At 72.2% G+C, this 21,469-nt stretch carries 23 protein-coding genes and 1 tRNA gene; 11 read left to right on the top strand and 13 right to left on the bottom strand.

All coding sequences use genetic code 11. The annotated features are described in order from the left end of the window. Positions 1 to 75: 75 nt before the first annotated feature. Positions 76 to 3,168: an AfsR/SARP family transcriptional regulator gene (locus tag AA23TX_RS01765; protein ID WP_155544185.1), complete on the top strand. Its 3,093-nt coding sequence runs from the start codon at positions 76 to 78 to the stop codon at positions 3,166 to 3,168. On the opposite strand, the gene AA23TX_RS01760 is transcribed toward AA23TX_RS01765, so the two are convergent. The 7 genes from AA23TX_RS01760 to AA23TX_RS01730 all read right to left on the bottom strand — a co-directional run bounded on the left by AA23TX_RS01760 (position 3,152) and on the right by AA23TX_RS01730 (position 9,021). Then, complete coding sequence (locus AA23TX_RS01760; protein WP_155540852.1) at positions 3,152 to 3,892, bottom strand: ABC transporter permease; 741 nt, start codon at positions 3,890 to 3,892, stop codon at positions 3,152 to 3,154. The genes AA23TX_RS01765 and AA23TX_RS01760 overlap by 17 nt on opposite strands. Beyond that, a complete protein-coding gene (locus tag AA23TX_RS01755) occupies positions 3,889 to 4,824 on the bottom strand; it encodes an ATP-binding cassette domain-containing protein (protein ID WP_155540851.1) in 936 nt (311 codons plus the stop codon). Before AA23TX_RS01755 ends, AA23TX_RS01760 begins: the two co-directional genes overlap by 4 nt. Positions 4,825 to 5,047: 223 nt before the next feature. Then, a tRNA-Ala gene (locus tag AA23TX_RS01750) sits at positions 5,048 to 5,120 on the bottom strand. A gap of 53 nt (positions 5,121 to 5,173) precedes the next feature. After that, positions 5,174 to 6,010: a divisome protein SepX/GlpR gene (gene sepX, locus AA23TX_RS01745; RefSeq protein WP_155540850.1), complete on the bottom strand. Its 837-nt coding sequence runs from the start codon at positions 6,008 to 6,010 to the stop codon at positions 5,174 to 5,176. A 163-nt stretch (positions 6,011 to 6,173) separates the two neighbouring features. Next, the gene (locus AA23TX_RS01740) at positions 6,174 to 6,842 is read right to left on the bottom strand and encodes a GNAT family N-acetyltransferase (RefSeq protein WP_155540849.1); all 669 of its coding nucleotides are present in this window, start codon (positions 6,840 to 6,842) and stop codon (positions 6,174 to 6,176) included. Then, the gene (gene glp / locus AA23TX_RS01735; protein WP_155540848.1) at positions 6,842 to 8,119 is read right to left on the bottom strand and encodes a molybdotransferase-like divisome protein Glp; all 1,278 of its coding nucleotides are present in this window, start codon (positions 8,117 to 8,119) and stop codon (positions 6,842 to 6,844) included. Before glp ends, AA23TX_RS01740 begins: the two co-directional genes overlap by 1 nt. Next, positions 8,116 to 9,021 carry a UTP--glucose-1-phosphate uridylyltransferase gene (locus tag AA23TX_RS01730; RefSeq protein WP_155540847.1) on the bottom strand — a complete coding sequence of 302 codons (906 nt, stop codon included), beginning with the start codon at positions 9,019 to 9,021 and terminating at the stop codon, positions 8,116 to 8,118. The genes glp and AA23TX_RS01730 overlap by 4 nt, the downstream gene beginning before the upstream one ends. 24 nt (positions 9,022 to 9,045) lie before the next feature. Here AA23TX_RS01730 and AA23TX_RS01725 point away from each other — a divergent pair, with 24 nt between their 5' ends. From AA23TX_RS01725 to mscL, 4 genes are all read left to right on the top strand, one after another. Further along, positions 9,046 to 9,636: a 5-formyltetrahydrofolate cyclo-ligase gene (locus tag AA23TX_RS01725; protein WP_155540846.1), complete on the top strand. Its 591-nt coding sequence runs from the start codon at positions 9,046 to 9,048 to the stop codon at positions 9,634 to 9,636. Between the two features lie 86 nt (positions 9,637 to 9,722). Next, on the top strand, positions 9,723 to 10,034 hold the full coding sequence (locus tag AA23TX_RS01720) for an FmdB family zinc ribbon protein (RefSeq protein WP_155540845.1): 312 nt from the start codon (positions 9,723 to 9,725) through the stop codon (positions 10,032 to 10,034). A 131-nt stretch (positions 10,035 to 10,165) separates the two neighbouring features. After that, the gene (locus AA23TX_RS01715) at positions 10,166 to 10,795 is read left to right on the top strand and encodes an SAF domain-containing protein (protein ID WP_155540844.1); all 630 of its coding nucleotides are present in this window, start codon (positions 10,166 to 10,168) and stop codon (positions 10,793 to 10,795) included. A 36-nt stretch (positions 10,796 to 10,831) separates the two neighbouring features. Further along, complete coding sequence (mscL, locus tag AA23TX_RS01710; protein ID WP_155540843.1) at positions 10,832 to 11,245, top strand: large conductance mechanosensitive channel protein MscL; 414 nt, start codon at positions 10,832 to 10,834, stop codon at positions 11,243 to 11,245. A gap of 6 nt (positions 11,246 to 11,251) precedes the next feature. On the opposite strand, the gene AA23TX_RS01705 is transcribed toward mscL, so the two are convergent. Genes AA23TX_RS01705 through AA23TX_RS01695 form a run of 3 tightly spaced genes read right to left on the bottom strand, consistent with a single transcriptional unit; the run spans position 11,252 to position 13,077 of the window. After that, positions 11,252 to 11,425: a hypothetical protein gene (locus AA23TX_RS01705; protein ID WP_155540842.1), complete on the bottom strand. Its 174-nt coding sequence runs from the start codon at positions 11,423 to 11,425 to the stop codon at positions 11,252 to 11,254. 47 nt (positions 11,426 to 11,472) lie between these two features. Further along, the gene (locus tag AA23TX_RS01700) at positions 11,473 to 12,531 is read right to left on the bottom strand and encodes an aldo/keto reductase (RefSeq protein ID WP_439328741.1); all 1,059 of its coding nucleotides are present in this window, start codon (positions 12,529 to 12,531) and stop codon (positions 11,473 to 11,475) included. Positions 12,532 to 12,576: 45 nt separating this feature from the next. Beyond that, entirely contained in the window at positions 12,577 to 13,077 is a 501-nt protein-coding gene (locus AA23TX_RS01695; RefSeq protein ID WP_013230045.1) for a MogA/MoaB family molybdenum cofactor biosynthesis protein, read from the bottom strand. A 123-nt stretch (positions 13,078 to 13,200) separates the two neighbouring features. On the opposite strand from AA23TX_RS01695, the gene AA23TX_RS01690 reads away from it, so the two are divergent. After that, positions 13,201 to 14,274, top strand: coding sequence for an NAD-dependent epimerase/dehydratase family protein (locus AA23TX_RS01690; RefSeq protein ID WP_196425145.1), 1,074 nt, complete (start codon positions 13,201 to 13,203; stop codon positions 14,272 to 14,274). A 25-nt stretch (positions 14,275 to 14,299) separates the two neighbouring features. On the opposite strand, the gene AA23TX_RS01685 is transcribed toward AA23TX_RS01690, so the two are convergent. The 3 genes from AA23TX_RS01685 to AA23TX_RS01675 are packed head-to-tail and all read right to left on the bottom strand — an operon-like array spanning position 14,300 to position 17,467. Beyond that, positions 14,300 to 15,349: a sensor histidine kinase gene (locus AA23TX_RS01685; RefSeq protein ID WP_155540841.1), complete on the bottom strand. Its 1,050-nt coding sequence runs from the start codon at positions 15,347 to 15,349 to the stop codon at positions 14,300 to 14,302. After that, on the bottom strand, positions 15,346 to 16,047 hold the full coding sequence (locus AA23TX_RS01680; RefSeq protein ID WP_155540840.1) for a response regulator transcription factor: 702 nt from the start codon (positions 16,045 to 16,047) through the stop codon (positions 15,346 to 15,348). The genes AA23TX_RS01685 and AA23TX_RS01680 overlap by 4 nt, the downstream gene beginning before the upstream one ends. 10 nt (positions 16,048 to 16,057) lie before the next feature. Continuing rightward, on the bottom strand, positions 16,058 to 17,467 hold the full coding sequence (locus AA23TX_RS01675) for a hypothetical protein (protein WP_155540839.1): 1,410 nt from the start codon (positions 17,465 to 17,467) through the stop codon (positions 16,058 to 16,060). A gap of 160 nt (positions 17,468 to 17,627) precedes the next feature. Between AA23TX_RS01675 and AA23TX_RS01670 the strand changes: the two genes are divergently transcribed. From AA23TX_RS01670 to AA23TX_RS01650, 5 genes are read left to right on the top strand one after another with little or no spacing between them, the layout of a single operon-like run. Then, positions 17,628 to 18,272 (top strand): glycosyltransferase family 2 protein, encoded by a 645-nt coding sequence (locus AA23TX_RS01670; RefSeq protein ID WP_155544183.1) that lies wholly within the window; start codon positions 17,628 to 17,630, stop codon positions 18,270 to 18,272. After that, positions 18,269 to 18,952, top strand: a complete 684-nt coding sequence (locus AA23TX_RS01665; RefSeq protein ID WP_155540838.1) for a TIGR04282 family arsenosugar biosynthesis glycosyltransferase — start codon at positions 18,269 to 18,271, stop codon at positions 18,950 to 18,952. Before AA23TX_RS01670 ends, AA23TX_RS01665 begins: the two co-directional genes overlap by 4 nt. After that, on the top strand, positions 18,949 to 19,578 hold the full coding sequence (locus AA23TX_RS01660; RefSeq protein ID WP_155540837.1) for a class I SAM-dependent methyltransferase: 630 nt from the start codon (positions 18,949 to 18,951) through the stop codon (positions 19,576 to 19,578). The genes AA23TX_RS01665 and AA23TX_RS01660 overlap by 4 nt, the downstream gene beginning before the upstream one ends. Then, complete coding sequence (locus AA23TX_RS01655) at positions 19,575 to 20,693, top strand: molybdopterin-dependent oxidoreductase (RefSeq protein WP_155540836.1); 1,119 nt, start codon at positions 19,575 to 19,577, stop codon at positions 20,691 to 20,693. The genes AA23TX_RS01660 and AA23TX_RS01655 overlap by 4 nt, the downstream gene beginning before the upstream one ends. Then, positions 20,690 to 21,337: a ribosomal eL19 family protein gene (locus AA23TX_RS01650; RefSeq protein ID WP_155540835.1), complete on the top strand. Its 648-nt coding sequence runs from the start codon at positions 20,690 to 20,692 to the stop codon at positions 21,335 to 21,337. The genes AA23TX_RS01655 and AA23TX_RS01650 overlap by 4 nt, the downstream gene beginning before the upstream one ends. Positions 21,338 to 21,469: the final 132 nt, after the last annotated feature.

The raw sequence follows: 21,469 nt of genomic DNA, 5'->3' as shown, positions 1-21,469 counted from the left end.
ACCACGATCGCCGCCCGGCCTGACATGGCGCTGACACGGCCCGGACACCCGGGCGCCCGTGGCATGATCGGCCTGGTGCAGATCGGGATACTGGGGTCATTCGAAGTTCGCGCGGACGACGGCACCGCGGCCGACGTGCCGGGCGCCCGGCTGCGCGGACTGCTGATCGCGCTCGCGCTCGACCCGGGCCGGGTGGTCCCGAAGGCGACGCTCGTCGACTGGATCTGGGGCGAGAACCCGCCCGCCGACGCGGCGAACGCGTTGCAGCGCTTGGTTTCCCGGCTGCGGAAGGTCCTCCCGGACGGCGCCGCCGTCGAAGGCCGGCCCGCCGGCTACCGGCTGACCGTCGACCCCGACGCCGTCGACGCCGTGCGGTTCGAACGCCTCGTCACCCAGGCCGGCGACGATGTCCGGCAGCTGCGTGCGGCGCTGGCGTTGTGGCGGGGCGCGGCCATGCAGGACGTCGGCCTGACCGAGAGCGCCGCGTTCGACGCCGCGGTCACGCGGCTCGAAGGACTCCGGCTGGCCGCCCTCGAGGACCGTTTCGACGCGGAGACCGAGTTCGGCCAGAGCGTCGTCACCGAGCTCACCGACCTGGTGGCCGCGCACCCGGCCCGGGAGCGGCTCGTCGGCGCGCTGATGCGCGGCCTGGTCGCGACCGGCCGGGACACCGAGGCCCTGCGAGTCTACGAGCGCACGCGCGAGACGCTGGCCGACGAGCTGGGCGTCGACCCGTCGCCGGAGCTGGCCGCGCTGCACGTCGCGCTGCTGCGCGGCGAGCTGACCCGGCGCGAAGAGCCGCGCAAGACGAACCTGCGCGCCGAGCTGACCAGTTACGTCGGCAAGGACGACGACGTCGCCGCCGTCCGCGGGCTCGTCACCGAACACCGGCTCACCACGCTGGTCGGGCCGGGCGGCTCGGGCAAGACCCGGCTGGCCACCGAGACGGCGCGCACGCTGCTCGACGACTTTCCGGACGGCGCCTGGCTGGTGGAGCTCGCGCCGACCGAGGGCGACGTGGCCCAAGCGACGCTCGCCGCGCTCAAGCTGCGCGACGCCCTGCTCGGTGACGCGCCGGAGGCCGAACCCACCGACCGGGTGATCGCCGCGCTGCGGGACCGCGACCTGGTGCTGGTCCTGGACAACTGCGAGCACGTCATCGAGTCCGCGGCGGCCTTCGCCCACCGGGTGCTCGGCGAGTGCCGCCGGCTGCGCATTCTCGCGACGAGCCGCGAACCCCTCGGCATCACCGGTGAGGCGCTGTGGCCGGTGGCCCCGCTCGTCCTGCCCGCCGAGGGCGCCGACCCCGCGAAGATCGAGGAAGCCCCGGCGGTCCGGCTGCTGCGAGACCGGGCCGGCGCGGTGCGCAAGGACTTCGTGGCCGACGCCCCGACGCTCGCCCGCGTCTGCCGGGCGCTGGACGGGATGCCGCTGGCCATCGAGCTCGCCGCGGCGAGGCTGCGCACGATGTCCCTCGACCAGCTCGCCAACCGCCTCGACGACCGGTTCCGCCTGCTGACCGGCGGCAGCCGCACCGCGCTGCCGCGGCACCGGACGCTGCGCGCGGTGATCGACTGGAGCTGGGAGCTGCTGTCCGACGACGAACGCGTCGTCCTCTGCCGGCTTTCGGTGTTCTCCGGTGGCGCGAGCCTGGAAGCGGCCGAACGGGTCTGCGGGACCGACGCGGCCGAGGAGCTGCTGACCGCGCTGGCCGAAAAGTCGCTGGTCGTCAGCGCGGGCGACCGGGCGCCGCGGTACCGGATGCTCGGCACGATCAAGGAGTACGCCGAGCAGCGGCTCGCCGAGGCCGGGGACACGGACTCGGCGCGCCGGGCGCACCTCGCGTACTTCACCGAGCTCGCCGAAACCGCGGAGCCGCACCTCCGCCGTGCCGACCAGCTCACCTGGCTCGCCACCCTCGACGCCGAACACGACAACATCGTCGCCGCGATGCGGGGAGCCCTCGCGGCCGGCGAGACACCCGAGGCGATGCGGCTCGCGGCGGCCGCCGGCTGGTACTGGTGGCTCGCCGGGCACAAGACCGAGGGCAACGAGCTGCTCATGGCGGCCACCGCCCTGCCCGGCGAGGTGCCCGACGAAATCCGCGCCACGGTGTACGCGTTCGTCACCGGGTTCCTGACGTCCGGCCGGGAAAGCGACCAGTTCGAGGCGGCGGACTGGATCCGCCAGGTCCACGAGCTCAGCGGCCGCGTTCAGCACCCGCACCCGGCGGTGTCGCTGGTCGCCGCGCTGGAACGGATGCTGCGGACGCCGGAAGACTTCCTGCCCGCGTGGGAACCGCTGCTCGCCGACGAAGACCCGTGGGTCCGCGGCCTCGCCCGGCTGCAGCTCGGCAAGATGCGGATCCAGCTCGGCGAGGACGAGCAGGAGGCCGACGCTTTCCTCGAGACGGCGCTGACCGAGTTCCGGGCGCTCGGCGAACGGTGGGGGACGTCGTTCGCCCTGACCGAGCTGGCCGACCGGATCGCCATGCGCGGCGAGTTCGCCGGCGCGTGCGAGCACTACGAACAGGCGATCGTCGTCGTCACCGAGGTCGGCGCCATCGAGGATGTCGTGCGGATGCGATCGCGGCAGGCCCAGCTGTACTGGCTGTCGGGGGACGAGGGCGCCGGCGCGGCGGCGATGGCCGAGGCGCAGCGGCTCGCGGAACGGGTCGCCTGGCCGGAGGCGTTGACCGAGCTGGCCCTGGCGAAAGCGGACATCGCCCGCTGGAGCGGCGACGCCGTCCAAGCACGCCGGCAGCTCGACGTCGCGACGGCGACGCTGGGCACGGCCGCCGAGCGGGCGAACATCCAGGTCACGACCCACGATCTGCTCGGCTACCTCGCCGAAGACCTCGGTGAGGCCCGCGACCACCGCGTCGCGGCCTTGCGGGCGGCATCGGAGACGGGGGCCGCACCCATGATCGCGCAGGTGCTCGTCGGCATCGCGGACTTGGCTCTGCGCAAGGAAGAGTACGAACAGGCGGCGCGGCTGCTCGCGGCGAGCGCCGCCGTGCGCGGTGTGGTGGACCGCTCGCAGCCGGACATCGCGCGGATCGAGCAGGCCACGCGGAATCGCCTCGGTGACACGAAGTTCACCGAGGCGACTCAGCAGGGGAAACGGGCGAGCTGGCGCGAGCTGGCCGAAGTCACGCTCGCTTCTTGAACGTGGACCGCGCCCAGAAGTACCCGACGAGCGCGATCCCGAGGCACCAGGCGACCGCGGCGAGCGCGTAGCCGGTCGAGGGCGTGCCGTTGAGCAGCCCGCGGACGGTTTCGATGATCGGCGTGAAGGGCTGGTACTCCGCGAACTCCCGCAGTCCCGGCCCCATCTTGTCCGCCGGGGCGATCGCGCTGCTGAAGAACGGCAGCATGACCAGCGGCACGGACGCCAGGCCCGCCGTCTCCGGCGACTTGGCGAACAGTCCCAATGCGACAGTGAGCCAGCCGGCCGCGAAGGCGAGCAGCAGGACCACGCCGACGACACCTAGCCAGTCGAGGAAGCTCGCGTTCGGACGGAACCCCAGCGCGAACGCCACGCCGACGAGAGCCGCGATGGCGACGACGTTCGTCAGGACGCTGGCGACGACGTGCCCGGTGAGCACCGCGCCGCGCGAGACGTCCATGACCTTGAACCGGTTGATGATGCCCTTGGTCATGTCGGAGTTCACCGACGTCGCGGTGGCGCCGAGGCCGTAGCAGATGGCGAGCAGCATCAGGCCGGGTGTCGCGTAGTCGACGTAGTTCACGCCGACGTCGAAGGCGTCGCCCAGCATGTAGACGAACATCAACATGATCACGATCGGCATCAGGACCGCGTTGAACACCGACGTCGGGTTCCGGGCGATGTGCTTGAAGTTGCGGCGCAACATGACGGTCTGGGCGCTCATTTCGCGGGAACCTCCGTGGTGTGGCCCGTCAGGGCGAGGAAGACGTCGTCGAGATCAGGGGTGTGGACGGAAAACTCTTCGGCGTTGATGGCGTACTCGTCGAGCCGGTCGAGCAGGGTGCGCAGCGACTTCGTGCCGCCGTCGCCGGGAACCCGCAGGGTGAGCGACTCGTCGTCCCGGGTAGACCCGGCGATGACCCGCGCGGCCGCGTCGAGCTCGGCGACGTTCGTGAACCGGAGCCGGACGTGCGTCCCGGGGATCTGCCGCTTCAGCTCATCGGGCGTGCCCTGGGCGACGAGGCGCCCGCGGTCGAGCACGGCGATCCGGTCGGCGAGCTGGTCGGCCTCGTCGAGGTACTGGGTGGTGAGGAAGATGGTGACGCCGTCGGCCACGAGGTCCTTGACGATGGACCACATGGTCCGCCGGCTGCGCGGGTCCAGGCCGGTGGTGGGTTCGTCGAGGAAAATGATCCGCGGGTCCCCGACGAGGGTCATGGCGAGGTCGAGCTTCCGGCGCATGCCCCCGGAGTAGGTAGAGGTGGGTTTCTGCGCGGACTCCGTGAGTTCGAAGCGCTCGAGCAGGTCCGCGACAACGCGCTTGCCGTTCTTGACGGGGCTGAGATCGACCATGAGCTGCAGGTTTTCCTGCCCGGTGAGCAACTCGTCAACGGCGGCGAACTGCCCGGTGACCCCGATGACTTTCCGAACGGCCTTGGCATCCGAGCCGACATCGTGCCCGGCAACGCGCACGCTGCCGCCATCGGCCTGCGCAAGAGTGGTGAGGATGTTGACGGTGGTGGTCTTCCCGGCCCCGTTGGGACCGAGCAGCGAGAAAACGGACCCGGCGGCAACCTCCAGATCGATGCCATCGAGCACGACTTTGTCTTGGTAGGCCTTCCGGAGGCCGGTAGCGGTGATCGCTGAGGTGGTCATGGGAAGGACTGTGCCGCCCAGCCCTGACACCGACCTGACCCCGAACTGACACGGGATCTACGCGACGGAACCACAGATGGGGGGCTCGGACCCCGATCACCCAACCCAGCCACGGCTGGGGGTTCGGGGGCGTGCCCCCGAGCGGGGTGTGGGGGTTGCACCCCCACAGGACACGCGAAACAGAAAAGGCCCGCGCTCTCCGCGAGCACGAGCCTGCCATCTGTGGAGCTGAGGGGAATCGAACCCCTGACCTTCTCGATGCGAACGAGACGCGCTACCAACTGCGCTACAGCCCCTTGTTCTTGCTCGTAGAGCTTAGCAGTGCCCTACGAGCACCTCTCCGAGGGGGTCACTCTCCGACAGCCCGCCGATAAGGCCCGGTCCCCGGCTCGTCGAGCTCCTCGAACGCCGGGTCCTCGTCGTCCAGATCGACGACCACCGCGCTGCGGCGGACACGCGACGTCGGCGACGGACGGCGCTCGACCACCTCGCGGCGGACCGGCTCGACGACGTCCACGTCCTCGGTGTCCTCAACCGGCTCGTCGTCGTCCGCGGAAGGCGACGAAGCCGCGGGACGCGGGACCGACCGCCGGGGCGCGCGGGTGCTGTTGAACCGGGCGAGCCGGCGCTGCCGGATCTCCTCCTCGATCCGCACCTGGCGGCGCAGGTAGACGAGGTAGCCGACCAGCACGACGTCGGCCAGCGCGTGGCCCCACCAGACCAGGGGCATGACGAACCCGGCGATCGCGGCCGTGATGACCGCCACCGCGAGCAGGATGACGACGATGCGCTGCCGGAAGCTGTACTTCGCGCGCGCCGCCATCTCCGCCGCTTCCGGGTCGAAGCCGCCCCGGCCAGGGCGGTAACCCGCGCGCTCGGCTCGTTCGGCCCGCTCGGCGCGGGTCGGTTGCGGGAGCGGCTCGGGCTCCGGCTCCTCGTAGTCGTCCTCGAGTTCGAGGTCGGCTTCCAGCTCCGCGAGGTCGTCCTCGACCGACGGCCGGGACTTGACGGTCTCCTCGGACATGGCGAATTCCTCCCGGTCTTCGTTGCGTCCACTGCGTACGACCCTGGCCGCCAACGCGGAGTCGGCCGTATGGGCCACTTGCTGCCGCCGACGCGCGACCATGGGCACGAGAACGACGAGCCATGCCGCGGCGAGCGCGACGATGATCACGGAGCTGGGCATCTCCCGTCACCTCCCCCGATCCTTCCACCTGAAATCACGCTAGTCACAGGAGTAACAGATCGGACGGAGGCTCGCCGGATTGGATCACGAAAATGCCTCACCGGATTAGGTGAATCTCACAGCATGTGGTAACGCGCTCACGGACCCAGGTGGGTAATGACCCTCAGGCGTAGTCGGCGCGTCCCGCCGCGACCAGCCGCGACACCAGCCCGGCCCCGGTCTCCTCGCGCGTGACGGCGAAGCAGTAGTGGTCCCGCCAGGCGCCCGCGACGTCGAGGTAGCGCTCGAACAGGCCTTCCTGCCGGTAGCCCGCCTTGGTGAGAACCCGCAGGCTGGCGCCGTTTTCCGGGCGCACGGTGGCCTCCAGCCGGTGCAGCCCGGCCGGGCCGAAGGCGTGGTCGGTGACCAGGGCGACGGCGGCCGTCGCGACCCCGCCGCGGACCACGTCGGACGACACCCAGTAGCCGATCCAGGCGGACCGCAGCGACGCCCGGATGACGTTACCGACGGTGATCTGCCCCGCGAGACGGCCGTCCAGGGTGATCGTGAACGGCAGGCACTGGCCACGCCGCGCGAGCGAGCGCAACGCCGCCCACTGCGACGGCCACGACCAGAAAGCGTTGCGTTCGGGCCACGGCCCGACGCCGGTCGGCTCCCACATCTCGAGGTGCGCCCGGTCCCGGAGCCGGATCCGGCTCCACTCGCCGGCATCGCGCAGCCGCACCGGCCGGATCGCGACCTCCCCGGCGGGCACCCGCAGCGGGCCGAGCCGGGCCGGCCAGCCCGGGTGCCGGCTTTCGACCGGGTAGGACACCCCCGACACGGCGTTCATCAGGCCCGTTGCGCCAGGAAGGTGACCTGGACCTGCTCGCCCGCGGGGACGTCGGTCAGCTCCTCCGGCACGTTGATCAGGCAGTTCGCCTCGGCCAGCGACGCGAGCAGGTGCGCCCCCGACTGCCCGAGCGGCTGGACGAGGTACTCGCCGTTGGCCTCGTCGCGCAGGAGCTGGCCGCGGAGGTAGCCGCGCCGGCCCTCGGTCGACGTGATCGGCGACAGCAGCCGCGCCCCGACGATCCGCCGGTGCGGGTTGCGCGTCCCGCGTGCCGCCCGGATCAGCGGCCTGACCAGCACCTCGAACACGACCAGCGCACTCATCGGGTTGCCGGGGATGAGGAACGTCGGCACCGAGTCGGGGCCGAGCCTGCCGAACCCCTGCACCGAGCCCGGGTGCATCGCGACCCGGGTCATGTCGATCCGGCCCAGGTCCGAGAGCGCCGCGTGGACCTCGTCACCGGTGGCGCCCCCGGCGCCACCCGCGACCACGACGATCTCCGACATCAGCAGCCGGCCCTCGACGATCTCCCGCAGCCGCTTCGGCTCGCTCGGCACGATGCCGACCCGGCTGACCTCGGCGCCCGCGTCCCGGGCGGCAGCGGCGAGCGCGTACGAGTTGACGTCGTAGACCTGCCCGACCGACGGCGTCCGGTCGATGTCGACCAGCTCGTCGCCGACCGAGACGATCGACACGCGCGGCCGCGGGTAGACGAGGACCTTGGCCCGGCCGACCGCGGCCAGCAGGCCGACCTGCGCCGAACCGATCGTGTCGCCGCGGCGCACCGCGACGTCACCGATCTGGACGTCCTCGCCGGTCCGGCGCACGTACCCCGCCGACGGCACCGACCGGTGCACGGTGACCCGGGCCTGGTGCCCGTCGGTGTAGCCGAGCGGCACGACCGCGTCGGCCAGCGTCGGCAGGGGCGCACCGGTGTCGACGCGCACGGCCTGGCCGGGCTGCAGGCGCCGCGGCTGGCGCGAGCCCGCCGCGATCTCGCCGACGACCGGCAGCTGCACCGGCTCCTGCCCGGCGGTGCGCACGTCGACGCTGCGCACCGCGTAGCCGTCGATCGCGGCCTGGTCGAACCCGGGCAGCGCGTGCTCGGCGACGACCTCCTCGGCGCAGAGCAGCCCCTGTGCCTCGGAGATCGCCACGCGCACCGGCTGGGGCCGGACGGCGGCTTCCAAGGTCATCGAGATCTGCGCGTCGACCGAGCGCAGCTCGGTCTCGTCCCCGGCCACTTCCGGCCGTGCCGCGTCGAGGGATTCCGTCATGGGCGATCTGTCCCGATCCGTTCCGTCAGCCACGCCCGTAAAGATGGACCGTACTCGGGCGTTTCAAGCGCGAAATCGACCGCGGCGCGCAGGAAACCACCCGGATTCCCCAGGTCGTGGCGTCCACCACGGTGCACGACGACGTGCACCGGGTGTCCCTCGGAGATCAGCAGCGCGACCGCGTCGGTCAGCTGCAGCTCGCCGCCGCTGCCCGGGGTGATCCGCTTGAGCGCGTCGAAGATCGCCCGATCGAGCAGGTAGCGCCCGGCCGCGGCGTAGGTCGACGGCGCCTCCTCCGGTTTCGGCTTCTCGACCATCCCGTGCACGCGCTTGACGTCTTCGTCGTCGGTGTCCGAGACGTCGAAGACGCCGTACGGCGAGATCTCGGCCTTCGGGATGTCGAACGCGCACAGCACGCTGCCGCCGTACTGGGCCCGGACCGCGCCCATCCGCTCGAGCACGCCGGTCGGGAGCACGAGGTCGTCCGGCAGGAGCACGGCGACGGCCTCGTCGTCCGGGTTCAGGTTCGGCTCGGCCTGGGCGACGGCGTGACCGAGGCCGAGCGCCTGCTCCTGGATGGCGGTCTCGACGGCGAGCAGCCCGGACCCGCGGCGCACCTTTTCGAGCAGCTCGGTCTTGCCCTTGGCCTCGAGGTTCTTCTCCAGCTCGGGCTGCTCTTCGAAGTACCGGACGACGGCGTCCTTGCCCGGTGAAGTGACGATGACCAGGCGCTCCGCTCCCGCGGCGGCGGCTTCGGCCGCGACCAGCTCGATCCCCGGCGTGTCCACCACCGGCAGCAGCTCCTTGGGCACGGCTTTCGTCGCCGGCAGGAAGCGCGTCCCGAGGCCGGCGGCCGGCACGATGGCGGTTCTGAACGTCTGGGTGGTTGCGGCGCCCGTCATGGGCGCAGAGCCTAACGTGAGGTCATGCACGCGCTGGGCAATGAGCACCTGAGCAAGGCGGAGTGGCGTGACCGGCTGACGCGCGCGCGAGCGGACCAGACCGCCGAATCGCACGCCCGGGACGCGTCAGCACTGGTCAGCGCGGTGTCGAACGTCACATCCGGCACGGTGTGCGCGTACCTCCCGTTCGGCACCGAGCCGGGCACGACGGCGCTCGTCTACGCGCTCGCGGCCGGCGGCGCGCGGGTGCTGCTGCCGGTCATCCTGTCCCGGACGGACCCGCTCGACTGGGCGGAGTACACGGGCGAGGCCGATCTCGTGCCCAGCCGGTTCCGCGGCATCCGCGAGCCCGGCGGGAAACGCCTGGGTACCGAGGCTGTCGGGGCCGCGGAGCTGATCCTGGTGCCCGCGCTGGCCGTGGATCGCCGGGGTGTCCGGCTCGGGCGCGGCGCCGGTCACTACGATCGCTCGCTGGTGTTCGCCGCGGCCGGCGTGCCCCTGCTGGCCGTCGTCCGGGACGAAGAGCTGGTCGAACGGCTGCCCGGGGAACCCCACGACGTGCGCATGAGCGGGGCGCTGACGCCGGGTCGAGGCGTGCTCGACCTGCCGATGTGAGCAACGTGGAATTGCTTTCGGGGAATGTTTTCCAGCACAATCGGGTTGGCACTCTGGTCGGATGAGTGCCAGCAAAGGAGCCCTCAGTGCCTACGTACCAGTACGCCTGCAAAGAATGCGACCACCGGTTCGAAGCCGTGCAGTCGTTCTCGGACCCCAGCCTGACCGTGTGCCCGCAGTGCTCCGGCACCCTGCGCAAGGTGTTCAGCTCGGTCGGCGTCGTCTTCAAGGGCAGCGGTTTCTACCGCACCGACTCGCGTGACTCGGGCAAGTCGAGCACGACCGCGACCCCGGCGAAGACGGAGACCAAGACGGAGTCGAAGTCGGAGACCAAGTCCGACACGAGCTCGGCATCTTCCTCCTCGGGTACGACAAAAACCACCGCCGCCGCCTCCTGACCGGCGAGGTTGTCCACAACACCCCGGTTGTCCACAGATGCCGGACGTGGCCCTTCCGGCGGCCCGTCCGGCTTCCCTAACGTCGATCTCGTGCGGCACACCGCCGCACTCGATCCGATCGAGGGGGCACCGTGGACGTGGCGGCGAAGTTCCGCACACCTGATCTGACCCGGCTGCAGGGCCGGCGGGCCCGGCTCATCCGCCGCTGGCTCGCCGCCGGCCTGCTGCTGGCCGGGGTACTGCTGCTCGCGCACCCCGGTTCCGCGCGGGGCGCACCGACGACTCCGACCGTCGTCGCGGCGCACGATCTTCCTTCCGGCGCGGCTCTGCGCGCTCCCGACGTGCGGCTGGCCGACCTCCCCGACTCCACTCGCCCAGCGGGTGCGTTGAGCACCCTGGACGACGTCGACGGCCACCTGCTGGCGGGCGCCGTCCGCGCCGGCGAACCCTTGACCGACGTCCGGCTGGCGACGGCCATCCCCGGCTCGGGTGATCCCGCGACGGCGACGGTGCCGGTGCGCCTGGCCGATGCCGGCGTCGCCGAGTTGCTGGAGCCCGGGCGACGCGTCGACGTCGTCGCGGCGCCGGAGCCGGGCGTGCCCGCGTCCGTGCTGGCGAGCGGGGCGACGGTGGTGGCGGTCGGGCAGCGGGAGGCGTCCACGGCGAAGGGTCCCCTGGTGCTGCTTCGGCTCCCGGAAGCGATCGCGACGAGGGTGGCGGCGATTTCATTGGAGCGTCCGGTAACGGTTACTCTCCGCTAGCCCACCCCCCATCGTTCCCGTTCGTGAGGAGAGCAAGTGTTCAAGGGTTTCAAGGACTTCCTGATGCGCGGCAACGTCGTCGACCTGGCCGTCGCGGTGGTCATCGGCTCGGCGTTCACGGCGATCGTCACGGCGTTCACCAACGGCCTCATCAAGCCGCTGATCAGCACGATCGGCGGCACGGACGCCGCGAACGGCCTCGGCTACCAGATCTTCGAAAACAACAAGGCCACGTTCCTGAACTTCGGTGACGTGATCAACGCGGCGATCAACTTCGTGCTGGTCGCGGCGGTGGTCTACTTCGTGATCGTGCTGCCGGTGAAGCACGTCCAGGAGCGGCGCAAGCGCGGCCAGGAGCCGGGCCCGTCCGAGCCGACCGACGTCGAGCTGCTGATCGAGATCCGCGACCTGCTGCGAGCCCAGGCCCAGCGCGACAACGGCCGCGACTGAGCGGGCTCAGCGATCGTGGTGCGGCGGCCGGTTCTCCCGGTACCAGTCGTCCGGGAGCCCGGTGCGCCGGTCGGGATCGCGCTCATCGGAGGTCGTCTCGGGCAGGACGTCCCCGAAGATCTCATCGACCCGACGGCGCCGCTCACTGGCGGCCTGGGGATCGCGCTGCTGACCGGACATGCCCCCAGTCTCCCACGACGCGTTGATTGACAACTCCAGAGTGAACTTCACCCCCGGCGGCGCCGCACTTCGTCCCGCCAGCCGCGGATCTGGTCCTCGCTGTGGAGGAACCCGGGGCCCGGCCAGTCCGGGAGGTCGATGCCCGCGAGCAGATCGAGCGCCCACCGCTGGTCTTCGTCCAGGTCGATCTCGTGCCGGAAGTCGTCGCTGAGCCACCGGCCGGCCCAGCGGTCGGCCGCGTCGCGGCTGATCCGGCCCGACAGGATGTCGGCGAAACAAGCCTCGATCTCGGCGAGGTCCGGCCCGGTCAAGCGCCGTCGCTGCGCCGGTGTCAGTACCAGCTCGGCCGCGGCGAGGTTCTCCTCCAGATGCGCGATCCTGCCGGTCCCCGGAATCGGCAGGATCACCGGCGAGCGCGCCAGCAGCCAAGCCAGCGAGACCTGAGCGGCGGTGGCGCCCAGCTCCACCGCGATGGCGCCGATCGCGGCTCCGCCGATCGGAGCGATGGGCCGCCACGGCAAGAACGCGATTCCTGCTTCGGCGCAAGCCCGCAGCACCGGCTCGTGCTCCCGGTCGAGCACGTTGTAGCGGTTCTGCACACTCGCGACGTCGACGATCTCCCGAGCGCGTACCAGCTCGTCGACCGTCACCTCGGACAGGCCGAGAAGCCCGACCTTCCCGGCTGTCTGCAGCTCCCGGAGGGTGCCGAGCTGGTCGGCCAACGGCGTCTCCGGGTCGATCCGGTGCAGCTGCAGTAGTTCGATCCGCTCCACCCGCAGCCGGCGCAGAGCCTGCTCGACCTGGTCACGCAGGATCTCGGGCCGGGCGTCGAGCCGCCACTCACCGCCGGGCCCGGTGCGCGCGACACCCACCTTGGTGGTGATCACCAGACCGGCCGGATACGGGTACAGCGCTGAAGCGAGCAGTTCCTCGTTGGCTCCGCCGCCGTAGAGGTGAGCGGTGTCGATCAGCGTGACGCCCAGCTCGACGGCTCGCCGGACGACCGCGATCGCCTCTTCTCGCGCGGGGCCGGCTTCGGTCGGCAGGTGCATCGCCCCGAAGCCGAGCCGACGCACCTCGAGCTGCCCACCGATGCGGAAATCCATGATCGGGGCAACTTTATCGGCGGTGCCCCGATCACGCGAAGGAAATCAGACCTCTTCGAGGCCCGAGAGCTCGTCGATCACGTGCGGCACGAGCGAGGTCAGCGTCGCCATCCCGTCGCGGACCGCGGACCGCGACCCGGCGAGATTGACCACCAGCGTGCTCCCCGACACCCCGGCGAGCCCCCGCGAGATCCCGGCGTCCACGGCTCCGGCCGCCAGCCCGGACGCACGGATGGCCTCGCTGATGCCCGGGATCGGGCGGTCGAGCACACCGGCGGTCGCGTCCGGCGTGCGGTCACGCGGCAGAACACCGGTGCCGCCGACCGTGATCACCAGGTCGGCGCCGCCGATCACGGCGGTGTTGAGCGCGTTGCGGATCCCCGCGGTCTCGGCCTCGACGACCACGACACCGTCGACGATGAAGCCCGCTTCTTCGAGCAGCTCGGTCACCAGCGGTCCCGTGGTGTCCTCGTGCTCGCCGTGCGCCACGCGATCGTCCACGATGACCACGAGGGCCCGGCCCAGCCGTTGTGCACTCCGTTCCATGGCGCCCACCGTAGTCGGTTTCGCCTTCCCGGCGCCGGGAGGTGCCGGGTGAGTTCTGACGATTCCGTGACGTGCCCGCGCGCGGCCGGGCGCGCCGGTCCGCGGCCCCCTAGCGTGGCCGGGGTGCGCGTACTGGTCACCGGCGGAGCCGGGTTCATCGGATCTCACATCGCCGATCTCCTGGCGGACGGGGGCGACGAGGTCGTGGTGCTCGACAACCTCCTCCCCACGGCCCACGGCTCCCGCACGCCACCGGCGTACACCGGCAGGCACCGGTTCCTGCGCGGCGACGTCACCGACACGGAGATCGTCGCCGAGCTGCTGGACGGCGTCGACGCGGTCTGCCACCAGGCGGCGGTGGTCGGGCACGGCGTCGACCCGTCGGACGCGCCGTCCTACGCCCTGCACAACGACTACGGCACGGCGGTGTTGCTGGCCGGGATGCACGCGGCCGGGGTGCGGAAGCTGGTGCTGGCGTCGTCGATGGTCGTCTACGGCGAAGGCCGGTACGCGTGCCCGGACCACGGTGTGGTTCCGCCGTCACCGCGCCGCGCGTCCGATGTGGACGCCGGCCGGTTCGAGCCGCGGTGCCCGGCCTGCGGCACCGAGCTGAGCTGGCGGCTGGTGCCCGAGGACGCGCCGCTGAACCCCCGCAGCACGTACGCGGCGACGAAGCTCGCGCAGGAACACCTGGCCGGAGCGTGGGCGCGGCAGACGGGCGGCAGCGTGTGGGCGATGCGCTACCACAACGTCTACGGCCCGAGGATGCCGCAGAACACCCCGTACGCGGGCGTGGCGTCGCTGTTCCGCTCGGCCCTGGAGCGCGGCGAAGCCCCGCTGGTACTGGAGGACGGCCGCCAGCAGCGCGACTTCGTGCACGTCCACGACGTCGCCAGGGCAAACGTCCTGGCTCTTCGGACAGCCGGCCCGGAGGGTGACATCACCCCGGTCAACGTCTGCTCCGGCACCCCGCACACGGTCGGCGAGCTGGCCGGGGAACTGGCACGCGCCTGCGCCGGCCCCGAGCCGAAGGTGGCGGGCGGCGCCCGCCCCGCGGACGTCCGTCACGTGGTCGCCGACCCGGCCCGCGCCCGCGAGTTGCTGGGCTTCACAGCGGAAATCGGCTTCGAAGAAGGAATCACCGACTTCGCGACGGCGGAACTCCGCGCCCCGGTTGCCACTGATACAGGCCGGTGAAGCGTCGCCGCTTCCAGGGCTAGATCTAGGACATCGCGAGCGGCAACCGGACCTCGAACCGGCACCCGGGCCCGTGGTTGTGGACGCCGATCTTCCCCCGGTGGGCCTCGACGAGCCCCTTGGCGATCGCCAGCCCGAGCCCACCACCGCTGGTCGTCCCGCCACGCTCGGGCGTCCGGGCCTGCGTCCCGCGGAACGCGACGTCGAAGACCCGGCTGATCTCGTCGTCCGGAATACCCCCGCAGGAGTCGTCGACGGCCAGGAGCGCCTCGTCGCCGTCGACGCCGATCTGGACCGCGACCGTCCCGTCCGGCGGGGTGTGGCGGATCGCGTTGGACACCAGGTTCCGCACGATCCGCGCCAGTTCCGGGTCGCTCCCGGTCACCACCGGCCAGGTCGACGCGTTGGCGAGCACCCGCACGCGCTTGCGCTCGGCGACCGGCGACTGGGCGGCGACGGCGTCGCTGACGACGTCCCGCAGCGGCACCGCGGACATCGTGAGCTCGAGGGCGCCGGCGGTGATGCGCGAGAGCTCGAACAGGTCGCCGACCATCGCGGACAGCCGCCGGGTCTCGCCACCGATCCGCTGGGCGTAGTCGGCGACCTCGTCGCGTTCGGACACGACGCCGTCGGCCAGTGCCTCGGCCATCGCCTGGATGCCGGCCAATGGGCTGCGGAGGTCGTGACTGATCCACGCGACCAGCTCACGCCGCGACGCCTCGGCCGCGCGCTCGCGGTTGCGCGCTTCCCTCTCCCACACGCTGCGGCGCGCGATGGCCCGGCCGAGGATGATCGCCGCCGGGACGGTGACCACGGCGACGAGCAGGCAGACCAGCAGCATCGTGGTCAGCGCCGGGGTGAACATGAACCCGCTGACGCCCAGCACGCCGACCAGGGTGGCGAGCACCGGGATCAGCACCAGCACGGTGAGCGTGGTGGCCAGCGAACCGCGGCGCACCACGTAGAGCACGACCCCGCCGAGGGCCGCGATCGGCAACGAGAAGAGCAGTGCCAGCGGCAGGATGTGCCAGAGATGCGTCAGCGTCTCGCCGAAGGACTCACCGGGTTCGATCACGGCTGCTCCCGGTCGTAGCGGTAGCCGACACCCCACACCGTCGCCACCCGGGTCGGCTTGGCCGGGTCGCGTTCGATCTTCTCGCGCAACCGTCGCACGTGGACGGTCACCGTCGACTGGTCGCCGAAGTCCCAGCCCCACACCTTCTCGAGCAGATCCCCGCGCGAATACGCGACGCCGGGATGGGCGAGGAAGAAGGCCAGCAGATCGAACTCCCGCGAGGTCAGCGGCAGCTCGCGGCCGGCGAGCGTCGCCGTGCGCGCGGTCATCTGCAGACGCAGGTTGCCGTCGGCCAGCTCGGCGGCGGCCGGTTCCGGACGCGGCATCCGGGCGCGGCGCAGCACCGAGGCGACGCGAAGGGCGAGTTCCTTGGGGCTGAAGGGTTTCGTGACGTAGTCGTCGGCGCCGAGCTGGAGCCCGGCGATCCGGTTCTCCTCCTCGCCGAGGGCGGTGAGCATGACGATCGGCACCTGGCTGACCTGGCGCAGCCGCTTGCACACCTCGAGCCCGTTGATCCCCGGCATCATGACGTCGAGGACGACCAGGTCCGGCTCGTGGGCGGCGAACTCGGCGAGCCCTTGAGCGCCGTCGCCGGCCTGGTCGACGGTGAACCCGGCGACCTCGAGGTAGCGGCGCACGACGTCGCGGACCGTCTCGTCGTCGTCGACCACGAGCACGCGGCCGGCCTGATCGTCCATCATGTCTCCCTCACCAGCCGGTCAGCAGCAGGTGGTTGACCGCCAGCGCCGTCGCGGCCTGGGCGGCGAGCCACCACCGGCGCCCCGGCCGCGGCAGCAGGGCCGTCAGCGGCAGCAACCACACCCCGAACGGTAGCCAGATTCGTTCGGTCTCGGCTTTCGACAGGCCCGAGACGTCGGCGAACACGATGGTGAGCAGGGCGGCGACGCCGAGGAGCAGCACCGGGTCGGAAAGCAGGGCACGACCCGGGCGGGGCAAGAAGGCGTCCGCGAGACCCCGGCGCAGGGCGGCCACCACCGCGGGGCCGAGCGCGACGGACACCGCCGCCAGGTCGGCCCAGACCCAGTACGAGTAGGGCCGGACCAGCGCGACGCCCTGGTAGTAGCGCTCGACGACCAGGTGGTAGCCGTCGAGCCACCAGAAGCCCGCCCACGCGAAGGCGCCGACGACGGCCAGCGCCGCCGCGATGGCCAGGGCGGCCGCCCGCCACTGCCGGCCGAGGACGGCCACGGCCAGCGCGAGCAGGCCGAGCAGCACCAGGCCGTACGAAAGGAAGATCCCGAAGCCGAGCAGCAGCCCGGCCGCCAGCCCGGTGGGGACGGCGTACCGGCGGCCGCGGGAGAACCCCCTGGCGGACAAGGCGAGCAGCGCCAGCCCGGTGGCGGTCGTCCCGGCGAACAAGCCGTCCGCCGACACGCCGATCCAGACCGCGCCGGGCGTCAGGACGGCGAAGGGCAGCACCGCGCGAGCCGCTTCGGCGCGGCCGAGCAGGGCGACGGTGGCGGGTACAGAGACCGCGACCAGGCTGCCGACGAGCACGACGGCCGTCGCGGCCCACGCGCCGCCGTGCAGGCCGAGCCGGTCCAGCCAGACGAAGACGAGCGTCGCGCCCGGTGGGTGGCCGGACACGTGCGTCGTCCACGAGTCCGGCTGGAAGTCGAGGATGCGGGAGGAGAACTCGCGCAGCATCCGCGGGATGTCGGTGATGCCGGGGACCTCGTGGAGGTACTCCTGCGGAATGGTCAGGTGACCGGCGAACCCGCGGGACCAGCCGTCGACCATGGCCAGCGAGAAGATCCAGGCGAGCGAGGCCAGGTAGCCGGCGACGAGCGCCCGGCGCCACGGCAGGCGGGCGGCCAGCACGGGGCCGTGGAGCACCACCGCGACGGCGATGAGCACGGCGAACACCGAGCCCGGGCCGACGTGCGGGAGCCAGTCGGCGAACAGCGGCGGCGACGACACGAAGATGACGACGCCGGAATGGGGCCGGTTGTAGTAGATGCCGGCCGCCGTGGCCGCGGCCACGAGCACCACGGCCACCGCGACGGCCAGAAGATCGGCGCGGCGCCCGGCGACCGGGAACTCGGGTTCGCGGACAGGCGGCTCGGCGAGCCGGGCTGCCGGGTTCGGCTCGCTCATCACCGACCACCATAAGTCCGCGAGCCGGACTCCGCGGGCCGGTGGAGGTAGCCGTAACGACCCGGTAAGAACCTCGTCACTCGTCATGATTCAGTAAGGAGCGCAAGGGTTCTCCGCGGTCCACCCCGGACTTACGGTCGGCGCCGTGACTGACTCAGGAGTGGACGTCGTCCTCCCATGCCTCGATGAAGCGGGCGCCCTGCCGGGGGTCCTGGCCGGGCTGCCGCCGGGTTACCGCGCGATCGTGGTCGACAACGGTTCGGCCGACGGCTCGCCCGAAGTGGCGGCCTCGCTCGGCGCGAAGGTCATCCACGAACCGCGCCGCGGCTACGGCGCGGCCGTGCACGCGGGACTGGAGGCCGCCACGGCGGACATCGTGTGCTTCGCCGACGCCGACGGGTCCCTGGACCTCAGCGACCTGCCGCGGCTGGTGACCGCGGTCGGGGACGGCGCCGATCTGGCCGTCGGACGGCGGGTGCCGACTGGGCCCGGGGTGTGGCCGTGGCACGCCCGAGCCGGGAACGTCGTGCTGGCGCAGCTGCTGCGTCGCCGGGGGCTGCCGGTGCGGGACATCGCCCCGCTGCGCGCGGCGGACCGGCGGGCCTTGCTCGGCCTCGGTATCACGGACCGGGCGTTCGGTTACCCGCTCGAACTGCTGATCAAGGCCCAGCGGGCCGGGTGGCGGGTGCGCGAGTTCGACGTCCGCTACGGCGAGCGCGCCAAGGGGACGAAGTCGAAGGTGTCCGGCTCGGTGCGGGGCACGCTGCGCGCGGTCCGCGACTTCGGGCGGGTGCTGGCGCGATGACCGCTCGGTTCGTGCTGCTGGTCGTGGCCAAGGCGCCGGTGCCGGGGCTCGCCAAGACCCGACTCTGCCCGCCGGCGACACCCGCCCAGGCCGCGCAGATCGCCGCGGCCGCGCTGCTCGACACGCTCGACGCCGTGTGCGCTGTCCCGGGCGCGGCGCCGGTCGTCGCGATGACCGGCGATCTCGGCGCCGCCGCCCTGGCCACCGAAATCGGGCTGGCGCTGCGCGGGGTCACCACGATCCCGCAGCGAGGCTGGGACTTCGGGGCCCGCCTGGCGAACGCCCACGCGGACGCCGCCGCGGTGCACACGGGTCTGCCGATCCTGCAGATCGGCATGGACACCCCACAGGTCACCCCGGATTCGCTCACCGCGGCGGCCGCCCCGGTCGTGCACGGCGGGCACGACTCGGTGCTCGGCCCGGCCGAGGACGGCGGCTGGTGGGCGCTGGGCCTCGCCGACCCGCGGCACGCGCAGGTCCTCGCCGGCGTCCCGATGTCGCGCGACGACACCGGCGAACGCACGCTGAGCGCGCTCACCGCGTGCGGACTGCGGCCGCGGCGAGCCGCCCGCCTGTCCGATGTGGACACGATGGTGGACGCTCGCGCGGTGGCGGCGGCGTGCCCGGACGGCCGGTTCGCCCGCGCCGTCGCGGCGGTCCGAGGGCGGGCGGTCGCATGAAGACGGCACTCATCGGCAACGAGTTCGACCGCGGACTGCTCGGCCACCACTGCTGGCTCGAGCTGGCCGACGGCGAACGGGTCGAGCTGCCCGTCGAGCGGTGGGGAGCGCCGTCCGACGGCGACGAGGTCCTGCTCGACGCCTGCGCCGGACCGACCCTCGACATCGGCTGCGGTCCGGGGCGGCTCACCGCGGCCCTGGCCGCCCGCGGAGTCGTCGCGCTGGGCGTGGACAGCTCGCGCACGGCCGTCCGGTTGACGCGCCGTCGCGGCGGAAGTGCGTTGCACCGCAACGTCTTCGACCACGTTCCCGGCGAGGGACGATGGCAGCACGCGCTGCTCGCCGACGGCAACATCGGCATCGGCGGCGATCCGGTCGTCCTGCTGCGGCGCGCGGCGCAACTGATCGCCGTCGACGGCGACGTCCTCGTCGAGCTGGAACCGCCCGGGCACGGGCTCCGGCACGAGCGCGTCCGGCTGCGGCCCGGGCACGCCGACGTCGCGTGGTTCACCTGGGCGTGGGTCGGCGTGGACGCGATCGCCGAAGTCGCCGTGCGCGCCGGGTTGCGCGTCGACTGGACCACGCAGCACGGCCACCGCTGGTTCGCGAGGCTGGAGCGATCGTGAAACTGCCCATCCCGAAGGAAGAACAGTTCAAGGCGGCGGCGCACGACGAGCGCGCGACGTCGAAGATCGGCCTGGCGCTGGCAGTCACGTTCACGACGTGCTTCGTCACCGGCCTGATCAGCCACCTGATCCAGCACCCGCCGGAGTGGTTCTTCTGGCCCAGCCGCCCGGTCGGGCTCTACCGCGTCACGCAGGGGCTGCACGTGATCTCCGGCGTGGCGTCGATCCCGCTGCTGCTGGCGAAGCTGTGGAGCGTCTACCCGAAGCTGTTCGGCCGGCCGCTCGTCCGCTCGCTGCCGCACGCGCTGGAGCGCCTGTCGATCCTGGTGCTCTCGGGTGCGGCGTTCTTCGAGCTGACGACGGGGCTGCTGAACGTCGCGCAGAACTACCCGTGGGGCTTCTACTTCCCGCAGGTGCACTACGCGGTCGCGTGGCTGGCGATCGGGTCGATCCTGGTGCACGTCGCGGTGAAGCTGCCGGTCATCCGGCGGGCGCTGAGCCGCGGGACGCCCGATGAGGAGCCGCCGGCCGCCGGGCTGTCCCGGCGCGGGTTCCTGCGCACGACCGGGCTGGCGACGGGCGTCGCCGTCGTCGCCACCGCCGGCGCGACGGTTCCGTTCCTGCGCGGGGTGTCCGGCCTCTCCTGGAAGACGGGCAAGGGCACGCAGGACCTCCCGGTGAACCGGACGGCGGCGGCCGCGGGCGTCACGTGGTCGGCGTCCTGGCGGCTCTCGGTGGTGACCCCGGGCGGCACGAAGAAGTTCTCGCTCGACGAGCTGCGCGCGCTGCCGCAGACGACGGCCGAGCTGCCGATCGCCTGCGTGGAGGGCTGGAGCCAGTCGGCGACCTGGCGCGGGATCTCGTTGCCGGTGCTGCTGAAAGCCGTCGGCGCGTCGCCCGGCACCGCGGTACGGGTGTCCTCTTCGGAGCGTTCCGGGCTCTACAGCGTCAGCGTCCTGCCCGGCGAGCACACGGCCGACGAACTGACGTTGCTCGCGCTGGAGCTGAACGGCGAGGTGCTCGACCTCGACCACGGGTTCCCGTGCCGCATCATCGCCCCGAACCGGCCCGGGGTGCTGCAGACGAAGTGGGTCACGAAGCTGGAGGCGCTGTGAAGACCGCTCGCGCTCTGCTCGCCCTGCCGGGCCTCGCGGCGCTGGCCTGGGGCGTGGTGTTGTTCGTCGAGTACGCGTTCCCGCTGCGTCCGGACGTCTTCGGGACGGTCGGCTGGATCGTCGGCGGGCCGCTCGTCAACGACGGCGTCGTCGCCCCGCTGACGGCGGTGCTCGGCATCGCCCTGGCTCGCGTCCTCCGGCCGCCCTGGCGGGTTCCGGTGGTCACGGGCACGGTCATCACGGGCGTGCTGCTGATCGTGGCGTTCCCGCTGCTCTGGCGCCCGTACGGAACGCCCCCGATGCCCGGCCTCCACGACGGCAACCCGGCCCTGGGCCTGGCCCTGACCCTGGCCGCCGTCTGGCTGGTGGTCGTCTTGACCGCCCTGGCCCGTGTCGTCCGCCCAGGTACGCGTGTCGTCCCTCCAGACACGCGTGATGCCCCGCCAATCACGCGAGATACCCCCGCAATCACGCAAGATGCCCCGCCAGACACAGCAGCCGACCCTCCAGGCACGCTGGCCGACCCCCCAGGCACGCGAACCGACCCTCCAGAAACGCCAGCCGCCCCTCCAGACACGCGAACCGACACTTCAAGTACGCCGGCCGACCCTCCGGCTACGCGAACCGACCGTTCCGGCACCTGACCCCGGCCGCAAACGCGGCCACGCGCGACCGGCATCGAGTGCCTGGTCGCGCGTGGCCTTTGTGGGTCCGGCCCCGAGGTGCGGGGGTCGAGCCGATGCTGGTCTCGGCCGCGCCGAGGCGGCCGAGCGTCT

This window comes from Amycolatopsis camponoti, assembly GCF_902497555.1.
In the GTDB taxonomy this organism is placed as follows: domain Bacteria; phylum Actinomycetota; class Actinomycetes; order Mycobacteriales; family Pseudonocardiaceae; genus Amycolatopsis; species Amycolatopsis camponoti.
The sequence above is the reverse complement of the archived record's forward strand: the minus strand, read 5'-3'. Positions and strand labels throughout refer to the sequence as shown.